The 18898-nt window shown below is 35.0% G+C and carries 12 protein-coding genes; 1 reads left to right on the forward strand and 11 read right to left on the reverse strand.

Going from position 1 to position 18898, the window contains the following annotated elements; genetic code table 11:
- Positions 1-133: 133 nt before the first annotated feature.
- From groL to NJT12_RS19620, 11 genes are all read right to left on the reverse strand, one after another.
- Positions 134-1762 carry a chaperonin GroEL gene (gene groL / locus NJT12_RS19575; protein WP_271337614.1) on the reverse strand — a complete coding sequence of 543 codons (1629 nt, stop codon included), beginning with the start codon at positions 1760-1762 and terminating at the stop codon, positions 134-136.
- A gap of 71 nt (positions 1763-1833) precedes the next feature.
- Positions 1834-2109, reverse strand: a complete 276-nt coding sequence (locus NJT12_RS19580; protein ID WP_007806577.1) for a co-chaperone GroES — start codon at positions 2107-2109, stop codon at positions 1834-1836.
- A 142-nt stretch (positions 2110-2251) separates the two neighbouring features.
- Entirely contained in the window at positions 2252-2584 is a 333-nt protein-coding gene (gene secG, locus NJT12_RS19585) for a preprotein translocase subunit SecG (RefSeq protein WP_271337615.1), read from the reverse strand.
- A gap of 3 nt (positions 2585-2587) precedes the next feature.
- Positions 2588-4096, reverse strand: coding sequence for a tetratricopeptide repeat protein (locus tag NJT12_RS19590; RefSeq protein ID WP_271337616.1), 1509 nt, complete (start codon positions 4094-4096; stop codon positions 2588-2590).
- Between the two features lie 94 nt (positions 4097-4190).
- The gene (locus tag NJT12_RS19595) at positions 4191-4694 is read right to left on the reverse strand and encodes an LptE family protein (RefSeq protein WP_271337617.1); all 504 of its coding nucleotides are present in this window, start codon (positions 4692-4694) and stop codon (positions 4191-4193) included.
- Between the two features lie 157 nt (positions 4695-4851).
- Positions 4852-6105 (reverse strand): sigma-54 interaction domain-containing protein, encoded by a 1254-nt coding sequence (locus NJT12_RS19600; protein ID WP_271337618.1) that lies wholly within the window; start codon positions 6103-6105, stop codon positions 4852-4854.
- 126 nt (positions 6106-6231) lie between these two features.
- Complete coding sequence (locus NJT12_RS19605) at positions 6232-6504, reverse strand: GxxExxY protein (protein ID WP_338083394.1); 273 nt, start codon at positions 6502-6504, stop codon at positions 6232-6234.
- Positions 6482-6604 (reverse strand): GxxExxY protein, encoded by a 123-nt coding sequence (locus NJT12_RS25110; protein ID WP_338083395.1) that lies wholly within the window; start codon positions 6602-6604, stop codon positions 6482-6484. The genes NJT12_RS19605 and NJT12_RS25110 overlap by 23 nt, the downstream gene beginning before the upstream one ends.
- A gap of 85 nt (positions 6605-6689) precedes the next feature.
- On the reverse strand, positions 6690-8135 hold the full coding sequence (gene miaB / locus NJT12_RS19610) for a tRNA (N6-isopentenyl adenosine(37)-C2)-methylthiotransferase MiaB (RefSeq protein WP_271337619.1): 1446 nt from the start codon (positions 8133-8135) through the stop codon (positions 6690-6692).
- A 153-nt stretch (positions 8136-8288) separates the two neighbouring features.
- Complete coding sequence (locus tag NJT12_RS19615) at positions 8289-9284, reverse strand: PorP/SprF family type IX secretion system membrane protein (RefSeq protein WP_271337620.1); 996 nt, start codon at positions 9282-9284, stop codon at positions 8289-8291.
- A 10-nt stretch (positions 9285-9294) separates the two neighbouring features.
- A complete protein-coding gene (locus NJT12_RS19620) occupies positions 9295-15957 on the reverse strand; it encodes a PKD domain-containing protein (protein ID WP_271337621.1) in 6663 nt (2220 codons plus the stop codon).
- 423 nt (positions 15958-16380) lie between these two features.
- Between NJT12_RS19620 and topA the strand changes: the two genes are divergently transcribed.
- A complete protein-coding gene (gene topA / locus NJT12_RS19625; protein WP_271337622.1) occupies positions 16381-18897 on the forward strand; it encodes a type I DNA topoisomerase in 2517 nt (838 codons plus the stop codon).
- Position 18898 lies beyond the last annotated feature (1 nt).

Consider the following 18898-nt stretch of genomic DNA (forward strand, 5'->3'; position numbering starts at 1 on the left):
GAGGCTTAAAAACTGGCTGCATAATCATTGATTTTAGTACTTAAATATAAGAAAAATCAATGTGTAAAACAAAAAAAAACTGCCCGAAATTACTTTTCGGACAGCCTCTTTAAAGTTTAAGAAGTTAGAACGATTACATCATTCCTGGCATACCGCCACCCATTGGCATTCCGCCTCCGTTTTCTTCTTTAATATCAATTAATGCACATTCTGTAGTAAGGATCATTCCGGCAACAGACGCAGCATTTTCTAATGCTACACGAGTTACTTTTTTAGGATCGATAATTCCAGCTTTAAGCATGTCTACATATTCGTCAGTTTTAGCATTGTAACCAAAGTCACCAGAACCTTCACCAACTTTTGCTACAACTACAGAGCCTTCAAGACCTGCATTTTCAACAATAGTTCTTAATGGAGATTCAACAGCACGAGCTACAATCTGAATTCCCGTTGCTTCGTCAGCGTTATCTGCTTTAATATCAGCTAATGCAGCTTTTGCTCTTAATAAAGCAACACCACCACCAGCAACAATACCTTCTTCAACAGCAGCACGAGTTGCATGTAAAGCATCGTCAACTCTGTCTTTTTTCTCTTTCATTTCAACTTCAGATGCAGCACCAACATAAAGAACAGCAACACCACCAGCTAATTTAGCCAAACGTTCTTGCAATTTTTCTTTGTCATAATCAGAAGTTGTAGCTTCCATTTGACCTTTAATTTGGTTTACACGATTTTTGATCATGTCAGCTTCACCAGCACCACTTACAATAGTAGTGTTATCTTTATCGATAGAAACTCTTTTTGCAGTTCCTAACATTTCGATAGTTGTATTTTCTAAAGTATAACCTCTTTCTTCAGAAATTACAGTTCCACCAGTTAAGATTGCGATATCTTCTAACATTGCTTTTCTTCTGTCTCCAAAACCAGGAGCTTTTACAGCAGCAATTTTAAGAGCACCTCTTAATTTATTAACTACAAGAGTAGAAAGAGCTTCTCCGTCAACATCTTCAGCAATAATCAATAATGGTTTTCCTGATTGAGCAACTGGCTCTAAAACAGGTAGTAATTCTTTAAGAGAAGATACTTTTTTGTCGTATAATAAGATGTATGGAGAGTCTAATTCAACTTCCATTTTCTCAGGATTTGTTACGAAGTAAGGAGAAAGATATCCTCTGTCAAACTGCATACCTTCAACAACATCTACGAAAGTATCAGTTCCTTTAGCTTCTTCAACAGTAATAACACCTTCTTTACCGACTTTTGCAAAAGCAGTAGCGATTAGTTCCCCAATCACTTCGTCATTATTTGCAGAGATAGAAGCAATTTGTTTGATTTTATCAGAATCACTTCCAACTACTTTAGCTTGTTTTGCAAGATCAGCAACGATAGCTTCAACAGCTTTATCGATACCACGTTTCAAATCCATTGGATTTGCACCTGCAGCAACGTTTTTAAGACCTTCTTTTACGATTGCCTGAGCTAAAACTGTAGCAGTTGTAGTTCCGTCACCCGCTAAATCATTAGTTTTAGAAGCAACTTCTTTAACCATTTGCGCGCCCATGTTTTCTAATGGGTCTTTTAATTCGATTTCTTTTGCAACAGAAACACCATCTTTAGTAACAGTTGGTCCACCAAATGATTTCCCGATAATTACATTACGACCTTTTGGTCCAAGAGTTACTTTTACAGCATTTGCTAATGCATCAACACCACGTTTTAATCCGTCACGTGCTTCAATATCAAATTTTATATCTTTTGCCATTTTCTTTTTTGTTTAATGTTTTATTTGTTTCAGGTTTCCCCTAATACTTAATTCTTGAGACCTATGTTTTTTTAGATTATCGCTAAGATATCGTCTTCACGCATAATCAAATAATCAGTTCCTTCAAGTTTTAATTCTGTTCCTGCATATTTACCATAAAGAACAGTATCGCCAACTTTTACGGTCATAGTATGATCTTTAGATCCATTTCCTACTGCAACTACAGTTCCTTTTTGTGGTTTCTCTTTGGCAGTATCTGGAATAAAAATCCCTGACGCAGTTTTAGTCTCAGCTGCAACAGGCTCAATAAGTACGCGGTCTGAAAGCGGTTTAATGTTTAAAGTCATGATTTTATATTATTAATAGTTTATATTTTTTTAATGCTTAAATAACTTTCAGAAATTATGCCATGCTCGTAAAACTGACATTATTTCCTAAAAAAAATGCCAGCTTTGACAGGCTGGCATTTTTATATTTATATCAAAATTATTATTTTGTTGCAGGAGCAGGAGTTTGTTGAGCCGGAGCAGCTGGTGTACTAGCCGCAGGAATCTCAGATTTATCAATAATTTTAGATCCTGTATCGTTTAATGATCCTGTAAAGCTTAAGCTCGAAAGTAAGATTAAAGCAATCAAAATAGTAGCAAGTGTCCAAGTACTTTTATCTAAAAAGTCAGTTGTTTTTTGTACTCCACCTAACATTTGAGTTCCACTAATAGTAGAAGACAATCCGCCACCTTTAGGATTTTGAACCATGATTACTACGATCAATAGAAAGCAAACTATTGTGATTAAAACTAAAAAAATTGAAAATGTGCTCATTGTTTAATTATTATTGTTATTTTGTTGTAAAATCTTTATATCCGAAATACGGTCTGCAAAGAAACTAATTTTTTCTGGATATTTCAAAATTAATATTTCATATGCTTGTATTGCTTTTGTATATTTTTTTTGTTCCAAATATACTCTCGCTAAAGTCTCAGTCATTAAGTAAGAATTATCACCTGTATTAAGGTCAAATTGTACCGCTGGGACTATTGCAGTCTGTTTTATAGGAGATATTTTTGGGTTTGTTTCGATGAATTTATCGATTATTTCAGCCTTTTTCTTTTTCTCATCGTCAACTATTTCAGCTTCAATCTTTGGTTTTACTGTTTTTTCGACTTCTTTTGCTTTCTGAGGACCTTCTTCTGTTCTGTCAATTGGTTCAGTTCGCGCTAATTGCAGCCATTCCTGAAAAGAATGCTTTTCATTAGTAGAGAAATCCAATGGTTTTCCAATTTCCAGATTTTCTTCGGCAATTTTTACGATTTCCGGAACTTCAGTTACCTTCGGTTCTTTAGTTATTTTTGGTTCTTCAAAAACTACTTTTGCTGCTTCTTTGATAGAAATTAAAATAGATTTTTCGATCGGATCGATTCTTACTTCCGGAATTTCATCATCTACTATTTCCTCAAAAAATGTTGGCATCGTTTCTTTATTAGAAGGTAAGACAGTTTGCTCTGCAATTGGTTCTTTTGGTTCTTCTGTTTTTGCAGCTGCTTCAAAAGTTATATTTGATGCTTCTTTGATAGAATCTAAAATAGATTGTTCAATAATTGGATCAATTGGTTTCTCTTCAAATTTCACCGGTTCGTCTGGAGAATTTGGCAGCACCTCTTTAAAAGTATCTAAAATTGATTCTTCTGTAATGACAGGTTCAATTTTGACTTCCTCGATTTTTACCGGTTCTTCAAAAGTGTTTGGTATTACTTCTTTAAAAGTGTCTAAAATTGATTGCTCAGTAATGATTGGCTCAATTTTGATTTCTTCGATTTTTACCGGTTCTTCAAAAGTTTCTGGTGTTGCTTCTTTAAAAGTATCTGAAATAGAGCGTTCAATAACTGGTTCACTCGCTTCGTCTTCTGTTTTTAAAGGCTCTTTAAAAGTAACGTTTGTTGCTTCTCTTATAGAATTCAGAATAGATTGTTCAATTGGATCAATTCGAACTTCAGTTGCTTTTTTGATTTCTTCAAAAGAAACAACTTCGCTGTCGAAAACTTTAATTTCTAAAAGGTCTCTCAGTTTTTGATCATAATATTCGTTCTGAATAGAGGTGAAAGTTTCTGAAGTGATAAAATCGAATAAAACAGCTCGATCAGTTGTATGAGCAGCCGTAACTTTTAATGCATAATTATACTTAAAGCTATTTTGATTGTAAAGACCTTTTAATCGCAATGCTCTGGCACTTTGAAAATAGGGAAATTCATTCAAAACACTTCCTAATGCGTCCGCTTGCTTTTCTGTAATAGCATCGGGTTTGTTCATTAAGTAGGTATAATCAGTTACATTCATTCTTTTATTTGTTTAATCGTTTAATTGTTTATGTTTAATCTAAAATTGTTTAATCGTTTCTGCGACTTAACGATTTACCAGTTAAACAAAAAAACTACCATTTTGCCAAAGAATCATTAAAGATATCTTGTGTGATTCTCTCGAATATAGTTTGAATTGCTGTATTTAAAACAGCACTCGTTGGCAATGTTGCACCCGGATAGTCATAATAGAATTCGAATGGTTTCTCGAAATCATCAGTTTCCTTCTTTTTATTTGTAAATCTAACATTAACCCTAATTGTCAAACGGTTTTGAGCCGCCTGCTGATCAGCAGTAGCAGTCATTGGTGTTGTTCTGTAATCTACAATTTCTCCTTCATAAACCAAGTCACCACTATTACTTACTAAGTTTAGATTGGTCTGATTCTGGATTAAATCCTGTAATGCCAATGTAAATTGTCTGTCAATTCCGGGCTCGATCAAATCAGCATTGTTCTGAAAAAAGTTGACCTGAAAAGTTTTGGCATCAATTTTCCCTGTTCCTGTAAAGTTGTAAACTGAGCACCCGCTTAACATAAAGAGGCTCATTAAGGCTAATAAAGAATATATTTTTTTCATAAAATCAATATAGGTGTGAAATTCCAATTCCTTGAAAAATTCCATTTTTGTAAACTCCAAATTCCAATTCTTGCGAGAATCTCAATTTTTTTCAAATATACTAATTTGGGATTTGGGATTTATTTTTTAGAATTTAAATGGTTGGATTTTTTTATTTTTATAAATCGAATTGTTTAATTTTTCGGTATAAAGTACGTTCAGAAATACCTAATTCATCTGCGGCAGCTTTTCGTTTTCCTTTATTTTTTTCTAATGATTTTTTGATCATTTCGATTTCTTTTTGTTCTAAACGTAAAACTTCTTCCTCCTCAATGGTTTCGGCAAACAGATAATTGTCATCCTGCATCTGATAATTATCCTCGCGCGTTGCAGGAGTCATGACAGCAGTTCTTGGTTCTTCTTCAAAATCTATTTCACTTTCATTTTCCTGAGAACCATATATTTTCTGAATCAAATTTGGGTTGATGTCTTGTACTTTTGTACCATTCTTCATCAATTCAAGGGTAAGTTTCTTCAAATCATTCAGATCGCTTTTCATATCAAAAAGAACTTTATATAAAATATCTCTTTCTGTGCTAAAATCACTTTCTTTTTTCTTCTCATTAATTACAGAAGGCAAATTGCTTCCTTCAGTAGGTAAATACGATTTTAGAGTCGCTAATGTAATATCGCGGTTGGTTTCCAGAACAGAGATTTGTTCTGCTACATTTCGCAATTGGCGAATATTTCCGTTCCATCTGAATTTTTGTAAAAGCTGAACCGCATCATCATCTAGTTTCAACGGTGGCATTTTGTATTTGTGCGCAAAATCAGCAACAAATTTTCTGAATAATAAATGGATGTCTTCGTTTCTTTCGCGTAAAGGAGGCAAAGTAATTTCAACAGTAGTCAAACGATAATACAAATCCTCGCGGAATTTTCCTTTTTCAATAGCATTGAATAAGTTTACGTTTGTAGCTGCTACAATTCTAACATTTGTTTTCTGAACCTGAGATGAACCTACTTTGATAAATTCACCATTTTCAAGTACACGAAGCAAACGAACCTGGGTTGTTAGTGGCAATTCGCCCACTTCATCCAGGAAAATTGTTCCGCCATCGGCCACTTCAAAATAACCTTCACGAGTGCTTGTAGCACCTGTAAATGCACCTTTTTCGTGTCCAAAAAGCTCACTGTCAATAGTTCCTTCCGGAATTGCACCACAGTTTACCGCAATATATTTACCATGCTTTCTATGCGAAAGTGAATGTATTATTCTTGGAATATTTTCTTTACCAACACCACTTTCCCCAGTTACCATTACCGAAATATCAGTAGGAGCAACCTGAATGGCTTTTTCGATAGCACGATTTAATTTCGGATCATTTCCAATAATTTCAAATCGCTGTTTTATTGCTTGAACTGTTTCCATGTAAAATTTTGTTTCAAGTTTTTATTTGTTTCAAGTTACGCAATGTACACGAGTCTTAAAAATTACAGATAATAATTTTTTTTTATGCCACAGATTAAAAAGATTAACAAAGATTCTTTTAAATTTTTATAAAACATATCTTTTATGTTGGAGTGATTTTGTTTGAAAATTAACAAGCAATCCAACTTCTGAATTCGATAACTTTATATAATTTAGAATCTGAGCAATATGTTCATTTGAAAATTCTTTTATTGCTTTTACCTCTAAAACGATATCTTCATTAATAATAATGTCGGCATAAAATTTATGAGGCAAAATTTTGCCCTTGTATTCAATAGAATATTCTTTTTCTCTCTCGAAAGGAATATTTTTTTCTTTAAATTCTATTTCTAAAAGCATCTTTGTAAACTACTTCTAATAGACCTGGACCAAGATTTCGATGTACTTCCATACAAATTCCTATAATCTTATAAGTCTCAATTTCTCTGTAATAATGCATAATTTAATTTATTTGCACAATCCATAAAAGTAAGAAAAACAATATAATTAAATTATTTTAATCCTATTGATCTGTGGCGAAAAAATTAATTCATACTACTTAGCCCAACAGCTGTACCTTTTAATGTTCCTGAAGTACAGCTTGTGATTTTTACATTTACAAAATCTCCAATTTTATAATCTTCTTTCGGGAAAACTACCGTAATACTTTGAGAGTTTCTTCCTGAGAATTCTTCAGTTGATTTTTTAGAAACTTTTTCGACAAGAACTTCAACTATTTGTCCAACGAATTCTTCACTTCTGAACCAGGCATGTTTTTGTTGTAGGTCCACAATTTCCTGTAATCTTCTTGCTTTGGTTTCGTCGGTAACATCATCTTCCATTTTTCTTCCTGCCAAAGTTCCCGGACGCTCAGAGTACGAATACATATAACCGAAATTATACTTTACGTACTCCATTAAACTCATTGTATCTTTGTGATCTTCTTCGGTTTCTGTTGGGAAACCAGCAATCATATCCTGCGAAATCGAAGCATTCGGAATAATCGCTCTGATCTTATCAATCAAAGTCATGTATTCTTCACGTGTATGCAAACGATTCATCTCTTTTAGAATTCTGTTACTTCCGGACTGAACCGGTAAGTGAATGTGTTTACAGATATTTGGATGTTTTGCAATAACGTGCAAAACACTTTCGTGCATATCCTGAGGATTAGAAGTCGAGAATCGAATACGCATTTTAGGAAAACCAACAGCAACCATTTCAAGCAATTGATCAAAGTCTACCGCCGTTGCTTTTTGCATGTCAGAAGCATTTTCGAAATCCTTTTTCAAACCACCACCGTACCATAGGTAACTGTCGACATTTTGTCCTAGCAGCGTAATTTCCTTAAAGCCTTTGTCCCATAAATCCTGAATTTCCTTCATGATACTTTGAGGTTCACGACTACGTTCACGACCGCGAGTAAAAGGCACAACACAAAACGTACACATATTATCGCAACCACGGGTGATCGAAACCAAAGCTGTAATTCCGTTACTCATCAAACGAACCGGCGAAATATCTCCGTAGGTTTCCTCTTTAGATAAAATTACATTAATGGCATCACGGCCTTCTTCAACTTCTGCCAATAAATTAGGTAAGTCTTTGTAAGCATCAGGACCAACAACAAGGTCGACGATTTTTTCTTCCTCCAAAAACTGATTTTTCAAACGTTCCGCCATACAGCCCAAAACGCCTACTTTCATCTTCGGATTAATGCGTTTCACCGCATTGTATTTTTCTAAACGTTTGCGAATAGTCTGTTCAGCCTTATCCCGAATCGAGCAGGTATTTACCAGAACTAAATCAGCGTCTTCAAGAGTTTTTGTAGTATTGTATCCGTTTATCGATAAAATGGAAGCTACGATTTCACTGTCCGAAAAATTCATCGCACAACCGTAACTTTCTATAAAAAGTTTTTTAGTATTCTCAGGTTTATTTTCTAAAACAAGACTTTCGCCCTGTTTGCTTTCTTCAATAATCTTTTCCATTGTATAATTTCAAAGTGCAAAGATAACGCAAATGCGATCAATATGACAAGATGGCAGAGAAAGAATTAACAATCTTTTGGAAATTATTTTTTAAGAATACGCGATTTCTGCATTTCGTTTCAAAATAGATAATATCATTAAATATCTGTCATATCATTGATAATTTGGGCAGCCAAAGCAATTTGCTTTCAAATCAAATTGGTAAATAACAGATAGTTCATAGATACCGCCTGTATTACCAATTCTTGAGATACTAAAATCATAGGAATAGCCGAATTTTAAATGCTCATATTGAAGTCCGCCAAAAGCATTTACCGAAGTCATAAAATGGCTATTGTTAGCTTTTTTTCCAGGATTTGTAGCGGCACTTATTCCGAAAAAAAAGCGATCGAAGACCAATCCTGTTCCAATATCTAAACGGCTGTATTCGCCTTGACTCATATAATTAGTTGTTAAGAGCATTTTTGTTTCAAACGGAAAAAGAGTTACATCGATATAATCCGCAATTTTAAATTCATAACCGGCATTGGCCGAAAAAAACATATCTAAAGGAACATTTCCATTGGTGGTAAAGGAAATATTTGGTTTGTTGATGTGTTTTAAAGAAGCGCCAAACCAAGCCTGTTCAGTATTAAAAAGCATTCCTGCAGAGAAATCAAAGAAATTAGCCTTGTCATTGAGGAGTAGTGGATCTATGCTTGAGGGATTTATAGTTCCTTGGCCAATATTGATTTGATCTTCTAAAACAATATTCTGAAACGCATATGATTTTATTCCGTAACCAATTTCTATTGCAGGTCTAAAGTACCAATAGTCATTAAGTTGAACTCGGTAGGCATATTTTAAATTAATGGAAGTAAAGTTATAATTAGTAAATTTTTCTCTTTGATTTAAAATGCTGATACCTACACCGCTGTTGGCTTTAGGCAGCCAAGTGTCCATGAAAGCATAATCAGAATCGACTCTGAAATTCAAATCTGGCCACTGAGTTCTATGTAAAATTCCAGCCGTAGTGGTTTCTGTAAAACCTGTAAAACCAGGATTCAAGGTTTGAGGAACCATATAATATTGAGTAAAAATAGGATCTTGTGCTTTTATGGATGAAGAAAGAAAGAGAAAGGCTAGTAGTGCAATTAATTTTATTTTCATTTTGGTGTACTTATTTTATAAGAGTAAATGGCCCATTAGTATTGATTGTAGTTCCGTAGAAAGTAACGCCGCTAATTTTAAAATAATAGTTGCCATTTTCAGATTCAGTACCTTTTATTTTTCCATCCCAACCACGCAGGTTATTTCCTTTTTCAGAATAAATTAATTCACCCCACGTATCGTAAACACTCAAATCGACTGTTTTGAATCCTTTGAATGTAGGTTTGAAAGTATCATTGATTCCGTCACCGTTTGGAGTAAAACCATTTGGAGTAATCAAGTCATATCCTTTTTCAATTTTTAGGGAGCTTGTATATTTATAAATACATCCGAAAGGATAAGTTACAGTTTGAGTAATGAGATAAGTGCCTTCTTTTACAAAAGTATGAGTAGGATTTATTTCATTTGAAGCAGCGCCGTCGCCAAAATCCCAATATGAACTAATATAACTTCCTGTAGATGTATTTGTGAATACTATTGGGTCATTTACAGAATAAATTCCATAAGTAGTTAAAGCAAAAGAAGTGGTATCGAATGATGGATCTCCAAGTATGGGTATGTCAACATTAAAAGTGTAATTTGATTTACACCCAAGGTTATCCGTAACATTAAGAATTACGGTTCCGTTTTGGGAAGTATTCATTATTTCATTGTTTGCACCACTTACCTTACCGCTGGACCAATCCAGTTGATAAGGAGGCATTCCGCCAGTTACATTCGCTGCAAATGTTTGTTTTACATATTTAGTCTCACAATCAAAATCAGTTTTTGTATCTACTTTAGTTACAATTGCCGGAGGTCTGTTTATGTTGTATTGCGCCTGTTCAGAGCAGCCATTAAAATCGGTAACCGTAACCAAATAGTTTCCAGAAGAAAGATTTGTTAAATCTTCACTTGTGGCTCCGTTTGACCAGTTATAAGTAAATGGTGGTGTACCGCCTGATACTAATAAGTTTATCGAACCGCTTTTAGCATTATTACAATCAAAGGCATTAGTTACATTGGCTGAAAGAGCGAGAAGTTGCGGTTCTATTATAATAAAAGTTTTGGTTATTGTACAAGGTTTTGCATCAACAATAGTCACTGCATATGTTCCAGGTGCTAAATTATTTCTTTCTGTTCCGGAGGAAGAATTATCACTCCATGTTAATTTTATTGGAGCGATTCCACCTATAAGATTTAGTTTAATACTTCCGTTTTTAGCACCAAAACAGGAAATGTTTTTAACAACGGGACGAATTGTAAAAATAGGGGCTTCCGGAATATTTACATTTAATGTTTTAACGCAATTAAGAGCATCTGTAACGGTAACGAGATAATCTCCAGCAGAAAGATTATCCATAAAAGTACCGTTGCCTAGATTACTCCAGGAAATTTGATAAGGACCAATTCCACCAGAAATGGCGATATTTATAGAAGCATTATTGTCATTATAACAAATAATTGGCGTTGAAGTGGCTGTGATAATAATTGCTGAATTTTGAGTAATTGTTTCGGTTAAATTTTGAGTACAGCCAGAATGATCTGTTATAATTAAATTGTAAGTTCCTGCAATAAGATGAGTTAAATTTTGATTTGTGCTTGAGAAACCATTTGGTCCCTTCCATGCATAAGTATACGGAAGCGTTCCTCCTGTATTATTTATTGTTATTGCGCCAGTTGCATCTCCATTACATAAAACATCTGTTTTTCCAGCTAATGAAACTGCTAATAACGGAGGCTCAGTTATAGTAAATAGTGCAGTTTTGGGACCACAATTATAAATATCAGAAACAGTAACTGTATATGTTCCAGGGCCTAAATTTGATAAGTTTTGTATGTTTGAAAAAGGAATTCCATTTTTTGTCCAATTAATGATATAAGTTGGAGAACCACCAGTAATGGCAATTGTAATTTTTCCATCAGCATCATTAAAGCATGTGATGTCTTTTTCTAAAATGGAGCTAATTACAATTTCATTGGGTTCGATAATCGTATATTTTTTTGTTGTTGAGCAATTTTGCTGGTCTCTGACAGAAATGGTATAATCGCCAGGTGCTAAATTAGCAATGTTTGAGATGTTCGAAGTAAATCCGTTTGGTCCCGACCAATCAATTTGATAAGAGTCTCCGGAACTAAAAGGCACCCCTCCCGAAATTGCCACTTGAATAGAACCGTTATTGATGCCAAAACATGTGCTGTTAGATTTTGTATCGTTCAAAGTAATAGCCGGATTTACAGTAATGACTACTGTAAAAGATGTTCCTGTACAATTTCCAGAAATTGGAGTCACAACATAAGTTACGGTTGCTGGACCAGTAGTCGTATTTATTAATCTCTGACTAATAGCGTTTTGTTGTGTATTTTGTGCTGATGTGCCGGTTATTGAGCTAGAAGGAGAAATAGTTGGTAACGCCCAAGTATAAGTTGTTTCCAGCGGAACAATATCGCTTCCTGAGTTGTTTGGCAAAATTGTAAAGGCATCACCACTACAAATTTGGGCGGTTTTATTTGCAATAACAGGTTTTTGATTGATAGTAACGTTTGCAATATTTGATGTTAAGCTAGAACATCCTCCAGAAGGTAAAGTGATAATACAGTAATAATAAAATGTACCCACAACTGAATTTGGAGCGTTATAAGAAGAATTTACAGCGCCAGAAATAGATGTGCCTCCTATAATTGTATTAGTACCGTTGGAATACCATTGGTATTGTGCTGTTCCGACCCCGTTAATGTAGCTTACGCTTAATGCGTTTAATGTTTGTCCAATACAAATAGTATTAGAAATTGGCTGTGAAGTAAATGAGGGTGCTAAATTTACAATAACAGTTGCAGTATTACTGGTTACGTTGCAACCCGATCCTGTAGATTGAGAAATGACACAGTAATAATAATAAGTTCCATTGCTGGAGGTTGGTGGTAAATAAGAGTCGAGCGTTGCCCCAGAAATTGGTGTTCCTGTTGTATTATTATTGAGCGTATTTGAAAACCACTGATAAGAATAAGTTGTGCCAATTCCGCCTGAAGCGCTCACAGTTAGGTCCGTTGCCAATGCATTTTGACAAAGAGTTTGAGATGGTAAAGGCTGCGATGTGATTACAGGATCAGGTATAATCGCAATTTCGGCAGGATTACTAAGGAGTGTTCCACAACCATTACCATTTAAAGAGACCTCTGCATAATAGTAATAATTTCCAGTTAAAGTAAAAACAGGAGGCAAATAGCTGGCATTTGTTGCTCCGGAAATTAATATTCCACCAATATTTGAATTTGAGCTATTGGTGTACCACTTATAAGTTGGATTTCCCTCGCCACCGGTATAGTGTATTTTTAAAGGAGTTGACAAAGCAGCTCCAACACATAGAGTTTGTGTCGATATGGGTTGTAAATCAATACTAGGCAATGTGTTAATTATCACAGTGGCTGTATTTGAAGTTATGTTTGAGCATCCCCCAGAGGATAAAGTAATGATGCAATAATAATAAAAGGTTCCAGCAGTTGTATTTGGCGGATTAAAAGTTGAATTAGTTTCGCCAGGAATTAAAACTCCGCCGGAATTGCTGGTATTTACATTTGAAAACCATTGATAGCCAGGTAAACCAACTCCATTAATGTAAGATACAGATAAGATAGTTGGGGTTCCGCCAAGACAGATAGCACTTGAAACAGGGTGGTTATTTATTGTTGGCGTCGCAATTACGATAACTTGAGATGTTGCACTTGTGACGTTGCAGCCCGAAGTGCTATTTTGAGATGCTACACTATAATAATATTTTGTACCAACTATATTCGATGGTGGTGTATACGTGTTATTGGTTGCCCCGAAAATAATTGTTCCGCCTGTATTCACATTAGAACTATTGCTATACCATTGGTACGAAAAAGCTACGTTGCCTCCAATGGCATTAACTTCTAAGTTGGTAGAAGTTGTATTTTGACATAAAGTTTGAGTTGCGACAGGTTGTGTAGTTATTGTTGGATCTGGATAAACAATAATTACGGCTGTATTACTAGTTATGGGTATACAGCCATTTCCGTTTGGAGAAACCGTTGCATAATAGTAATAAGTACCAGGGATTGTAAAAACATCAGGGGTAAATTTTATCGAGGCAGCTCCCGTAATTAGTGTTCCACCTGTATTTGAATTTGTGGTGTTACTATACCATTGATAAGAATAGTTTCCTGTTCCTCCTGAAGTTGTGATTGTTAGAGGTGTTGCAATTGTGCCGCCAATACACAGATTTTGAGAATCCGTTGGCTGTGTTGTGATTGATATATTGGTTAGAATTGTTACTTTGACTGGGGTTGTTGTAATTGCATTACACCCTCCTGTAGGCAAAGTAATGATACAATAATAATAAAATATTCCTGCTGTGGCAGATGGCGGATTATACGTCGCAGTGGTTTCACCGGGTATTGCTGTACCCAAAGTATTATTGCTGGTATTAGAATACCATTGATAAGCAGCTGTTCCATTTATGCCACTTGTAGTAAAAGATAATGCAGGAACAATTCCTCCTTGACAAGCTGTAGCAGGAGTGGGTTGGCTTGTTATTACTGGAGCTTGATTTACAATAAATGAAACTGTGGTTTTACATCCGAAGGTATTTGTATAAGTAATGTTGGTCGTTCCTGCTAATAATCCAGTGACTAAACCGGAGTTGCTTACGGTAGCAATGTTTGGAGATGAAGATACCCAAAGCAATGTCGTTGCAGCAGTTGGTGAGCCTGTTAGTTGTGATTTACTTCCCGCACAAGAAAACAAATCACCACTTATTACTGGCGTGGGATTGATTGTAAAAGAGCCGCTTGCAGTACTTGGACCACATTCATTAGTTACTTTTAAAGAATAGGTAAATGTCCCTGTACTACTATAAGTGATATCACCGGGTATTTCTAAATTTGAGGATGATGGCGTTCCTCCCGGAAAACTCCATTCGTACGTCAACGGAGATTGAGTGCCGCAATTCGTGATAACTGCCTTTGGACTAATTGTATTTGTTGGTAAAACCGGGCAAATATTGACAATTGGATTAATGGTTACAGTTGGTGGTTTTTTTATAATTACAGTTTGTGTTGAAGTTGTTGCAGGTAAACATGAGTTTGTTGCCGTTAGTTTAATAGTGTAGGTTCCGGATTCAGTAAAAGTAAAAGATGCATCTGTAGTAGTTTGGCTTGTAATAGGAGGTATGTTTGTTCCGCAATTAATAGTTGGAGAGTAGTTTACACTCCAGAGGTAACTCAGAGGGCTGCAAGAATTTGTTGTGTCTGTGGTATTGGTGGCTGTTATAGTTTTAGAGGAGCATCCGGATGTATTATCGAGTGTGAAGGTTGGAGTTAGTTTAGGTTCAACGCAAATTGTTTTAAATACTGTGTCAAAACCACATCTATTTCCTGTTTTTATTGTGATTGTATATGTTCCTGATTGTGAGAAATTTAGGCATGGTGCGTTTGATCCACTTAGCCATAAAGCGGGGTCAGTAGAATTAAAATCATTTCCTAAACTTCCGCTAACTACAGAAAATCCTGTTGAGGGTGAAATAGACCAAATTATTTTGGGAGAGGTATTACAATTGTTACCATTGTTTTCATAGGCGCCAGTTGATGTATTTGTCATACATACCTGTGTGTTAATACAGCTTTTCGTTGGTAATGTGAAATTAGCTGTTGGTGGAGTTGATACATATATTGGAACAACACCAACTTCAGAAGCACCACAAGGATTTTCAGCTTTTATGTTTGCTGAAAAGGAATTGCTATATGTTGTGCCGCTTCCACTGACACTATTTGTGCCACAAGAAGTTTTTAAAAAAGTATGAGTAATACTTGCTGGAGGAGGATGATTGAAAGTTTGTGGAGCAGAACCATCATTAAAAGATACTGTATAAGTTGTTCCTGGTGGATTATTTGTTGTGCCAGTAATAGGAAAAATAAGAGAGCTTGAATTGCAAATATCTGTGTTTCCAGGATTTCCTAAAGAAACGGCAGGATTAGAACCAACAAAAACAATGTATTTTGCAATCGTATTACAACCGTTATTTCCTTGGATAATATAAGTTAAATTCCAAAGACCGATAGAATAGGTATGTGTTGTGCTTAACCAAGATGAGGAGTTAAAGTCAGGTGAGCCATCACCCCAGTTAATTGTGTAATTTGTGTTTAAAGTGGGCGTGTTTGACGCATTTGTAAATGTAAATGAAGAAATGGTATTACTACAAATTCTAAAAACCGGAACTCCATTAAAGTTGCTACCTGACCCAGTTCCTCCCAATGTACCATCAGGAGAAGTTTTGATCGTAACGGTTGCAGTAACATCATTCAGTGTTTGGTCTCCTGATGCCTCGCTGAAACTGATAAATTTGTAAGTGAAAACTCCTGGATTTTCAGTTAAAACATCTACAGTTACAATATTGCTTGCGGATTCAATGGTCTGTTTAGTTTCATCATTTATTTGATATACAAATTTATAAGGTCCAACACCATCAGTAATTTTAAACGTTATTTTTGGATTCGTAGCGTTTTGGCAAACAATAGTTGTTCCGCTAATGGTTGCTGTAGGAAGAATAACGTTTTTTTTTGTAACACTATTTGGAAACTCTTTTTTGTTAATAAAAATAGAGTTTTTCGCCGTTAAGGTATTTCCGCAATTAATTAAAATCAATAAAAATATAATCTTGTAAAGTTTTATCATGAGCTGTTTTTCTAGCAATAATTTTTATGGTTTTATCAAAAGAATATCTTAGTAAGAGACTATAAAAATTGATGGTTGAAAATTAGAGCTTTTAGAATTGTTTACGCTACGGTTTTCCGTAAAGCAAAATATTATAAAAATTTTGTTAAAAAAACGAGACTATTTTCCTGACGTTATTTATGTTTTTCTGCTTTGTTTTTTTTTAAGCAATGCAAGAATATCGAATCAATTTAAAGTATCAATATTAAAAAAAAGAACATTTCTTGGTCATAAAGCTTTAAAATTTATACCTATATATATAATAAGGAACAATGCCCTTAAATATTCATTTTTAAGAAACATAACATTAAAATACCTCAAAAATCAATTAGCGAGGTTGATATTTAAAAAAAATAGATACTTTTGTTGCAGAAAAATAGAGCAATGGCAAAGAATTTAGTAATAGTGGAGTCACCTGCAAAGGCGAAAACGATCGAGAAATTTCTGGGAAGTGATTTTCAAGTAGAATCAAGTTACGGACATATCGCAGACTTACCATCAAAGGAAATAGGAGTAGATGTAGAGAATGGTTTTAAACCTAAATACGAAGTTTCTCCGGATAAAAAAGCCTTAGTAAGCAAATTGAAAACACTATCTAAGAATGCCGAAATGGTCTGGTTAGCAAGTGATGAGGACCGCGAAGGGGAGGCTATTTCATGGCATCTTGCGGAAGAACTGAAACTGGATACAAAAAAAACTAAGCGAATTGTTTTTCACGAAATTACAAAATCTGCGATTCTTAAAGCGATTGATAATCCAAGAGAAATAGATTATAATTTAGTAAACGCACAACAAGCACGTCGTGTTTTAGATCGTTTAGTGGGTTATGAATTATCTCCGGTTTTATGGAGAAAAATTAAAGGAGGATTATCAGCTGGTCGTGTACAATCAGTATCAGTTCGTTTGATTGTAGAGAGAGAACGCGAAATTCAAAATTTTAATGCAGTTGCGAGTTATTCTATCGTAGCAGAATTTGTAAATGAGGCTGGGAAATCTTTCAAAGCCAAATTGCCAAAAAACTTCAATACTAAAAAAGAAGCCGAAGATTTTTTAAATAAAAATATCGGATCACAATATAAGGTAGCAGATTTAGAAACTAAACCTACCAAAAAATCACCAACAGCACCTTTTACAACTTCGACATTGCAACAAGAGGCAGCGAGAAAATTGTATTTGCCAGTTGGGATCACCATGCAGCTTGCACAACGTTTGTACGAAGCGGGACTTATTACCTATATGAGAACTGATAGTGTGAATCTTTCTAAAGATGCAATGGATGCTGCTGAAGCGGAAATTATTAAATCATACGGAAAAGAGTTCTCAAGACCCCGAACTTTCGCAAACAAAAGCAAAGGAGCACAAGAGGCGCACGAAGCAATTCGTCCGACAGATATGTCACGTCACACGGTAAATATCGATCGTGACCAGGCTCGTTTGTATGATTTGATCTGGAAAAGAACATTGGCGTCTCAAATGAGCGATGCGCAATTAGAAAGAACAAACGTAAAAATTGAAGCAAATAATCACAGCGAAATATTTACAGCTTCTGGAGAAGTTTTGCTTTTCGAAGGTTTTCTAAAAGTTTATTTAGAAGGTCATGATGATGATGAGGAAGAGCAAGAAGGAATGTTGCCTGCATTAAAAGTAAACGAAAAATTAGTTAACAATTATATTACAGCTACAGAGAGATATTCAAGACCACCGGCTCGTTATACAGAGGCTTCTTTGGTGAAAAAATTAGAAGAATTAGGAATTGGTCGTCCGTCTACGTACGCACCAACTATTTCGACTATCATCAATAGAAATTATGTTGAGAAAGGAACTCTTGAAGGTCAAGAACGTAATTATACCCAACTTACTTTGCAAGCTAATAAAGTAGGTGAGAAACTGCTAAAAGAAAATACAGGTTCAGATAAAGGAAAATTAGTGCCAACAGATATTGGTACAATTGTTACGGATTTCTTAGTAAAGAACTTCGGGAATATTCTTGATTATAACTTTACTGCAAAAGTAGAACAGGATTTTGATGAAATTGCCGAAGGAAATATTGACTGGGCAGTGATGATGAAAGAGTTCTACGATAAATTTCACCCGAATGTAAAAGAGGTTGAAGCGAACGCAGAACGCGAAAGCGGAGAAAGAATCTTAGGAAAAGATGCTGACGGAAGACAAGTTTCTGTTCGTTTAGGAAAATTTGGACCAATGGCTCAAATTGGAGAAGCAGACGATGAAGATAAAAAATTCGCCAGTTTAATGTCTGATCAGAATATTGGAAATATTACACTTGAAGAAGCTTTAAACTTGTTTTTATTACCTAAAAACTTAGGAGAATATAAAGGAGAAGAAGTAGAAGTAAGTAATGGGCGTTACGGTCCTTATGTTCGTCACGGAAGCGTATTTATTTCTTTGCCAAAAGGAGAAGATCCGTTAAGTCTTTCTAAAGAAAGAGCACAGGAATTAATTGATGAAAAAGCAATTGCCGATGCTCCAATTGCAGTTTATAAAGGTGAAGGTGTTCAAAAAGGTGTGGGGCGTTTTGGTCCGTTCATCAAATGGAATGGAATTTTTATTAATGTTAGTAAAAAATACAATTTCGATAATTTATCACAACAAGAAGTTGAAGAACTAATTGAAGATAAATTACAGAAAAATATAGATAAAGTGCTCCACAATTGGGAGGATGAAGGAATTTTGGTTGAAAAAGCTCGTTGGGGACGTTCGGTTATTACAAAAGGTAAAATCAAAATTGAATTAAGTAAAGATGTTGATGCAACAAAATTAACATTGGCCGAAGTTCAGGAAATGATCGCCAAAAAAACACCGGCAAAAAAGACACCGGCCAAAAAAGCAACAACCGCTAAAAAAGCGCCAGCTAAAAAACCAGCTGCTAAAAAGAAATAAT

Origin of the sequence: Flavobacterium azizsancarii (assembly GCF_027980145.1) — a bacterium.
GTDB lineage: Bacteria > Bacteroidota > Bacteroidia > Flavobacteriales > Flavobacteriaceae > Flavobacterium > Flavobacterium azizsancarii.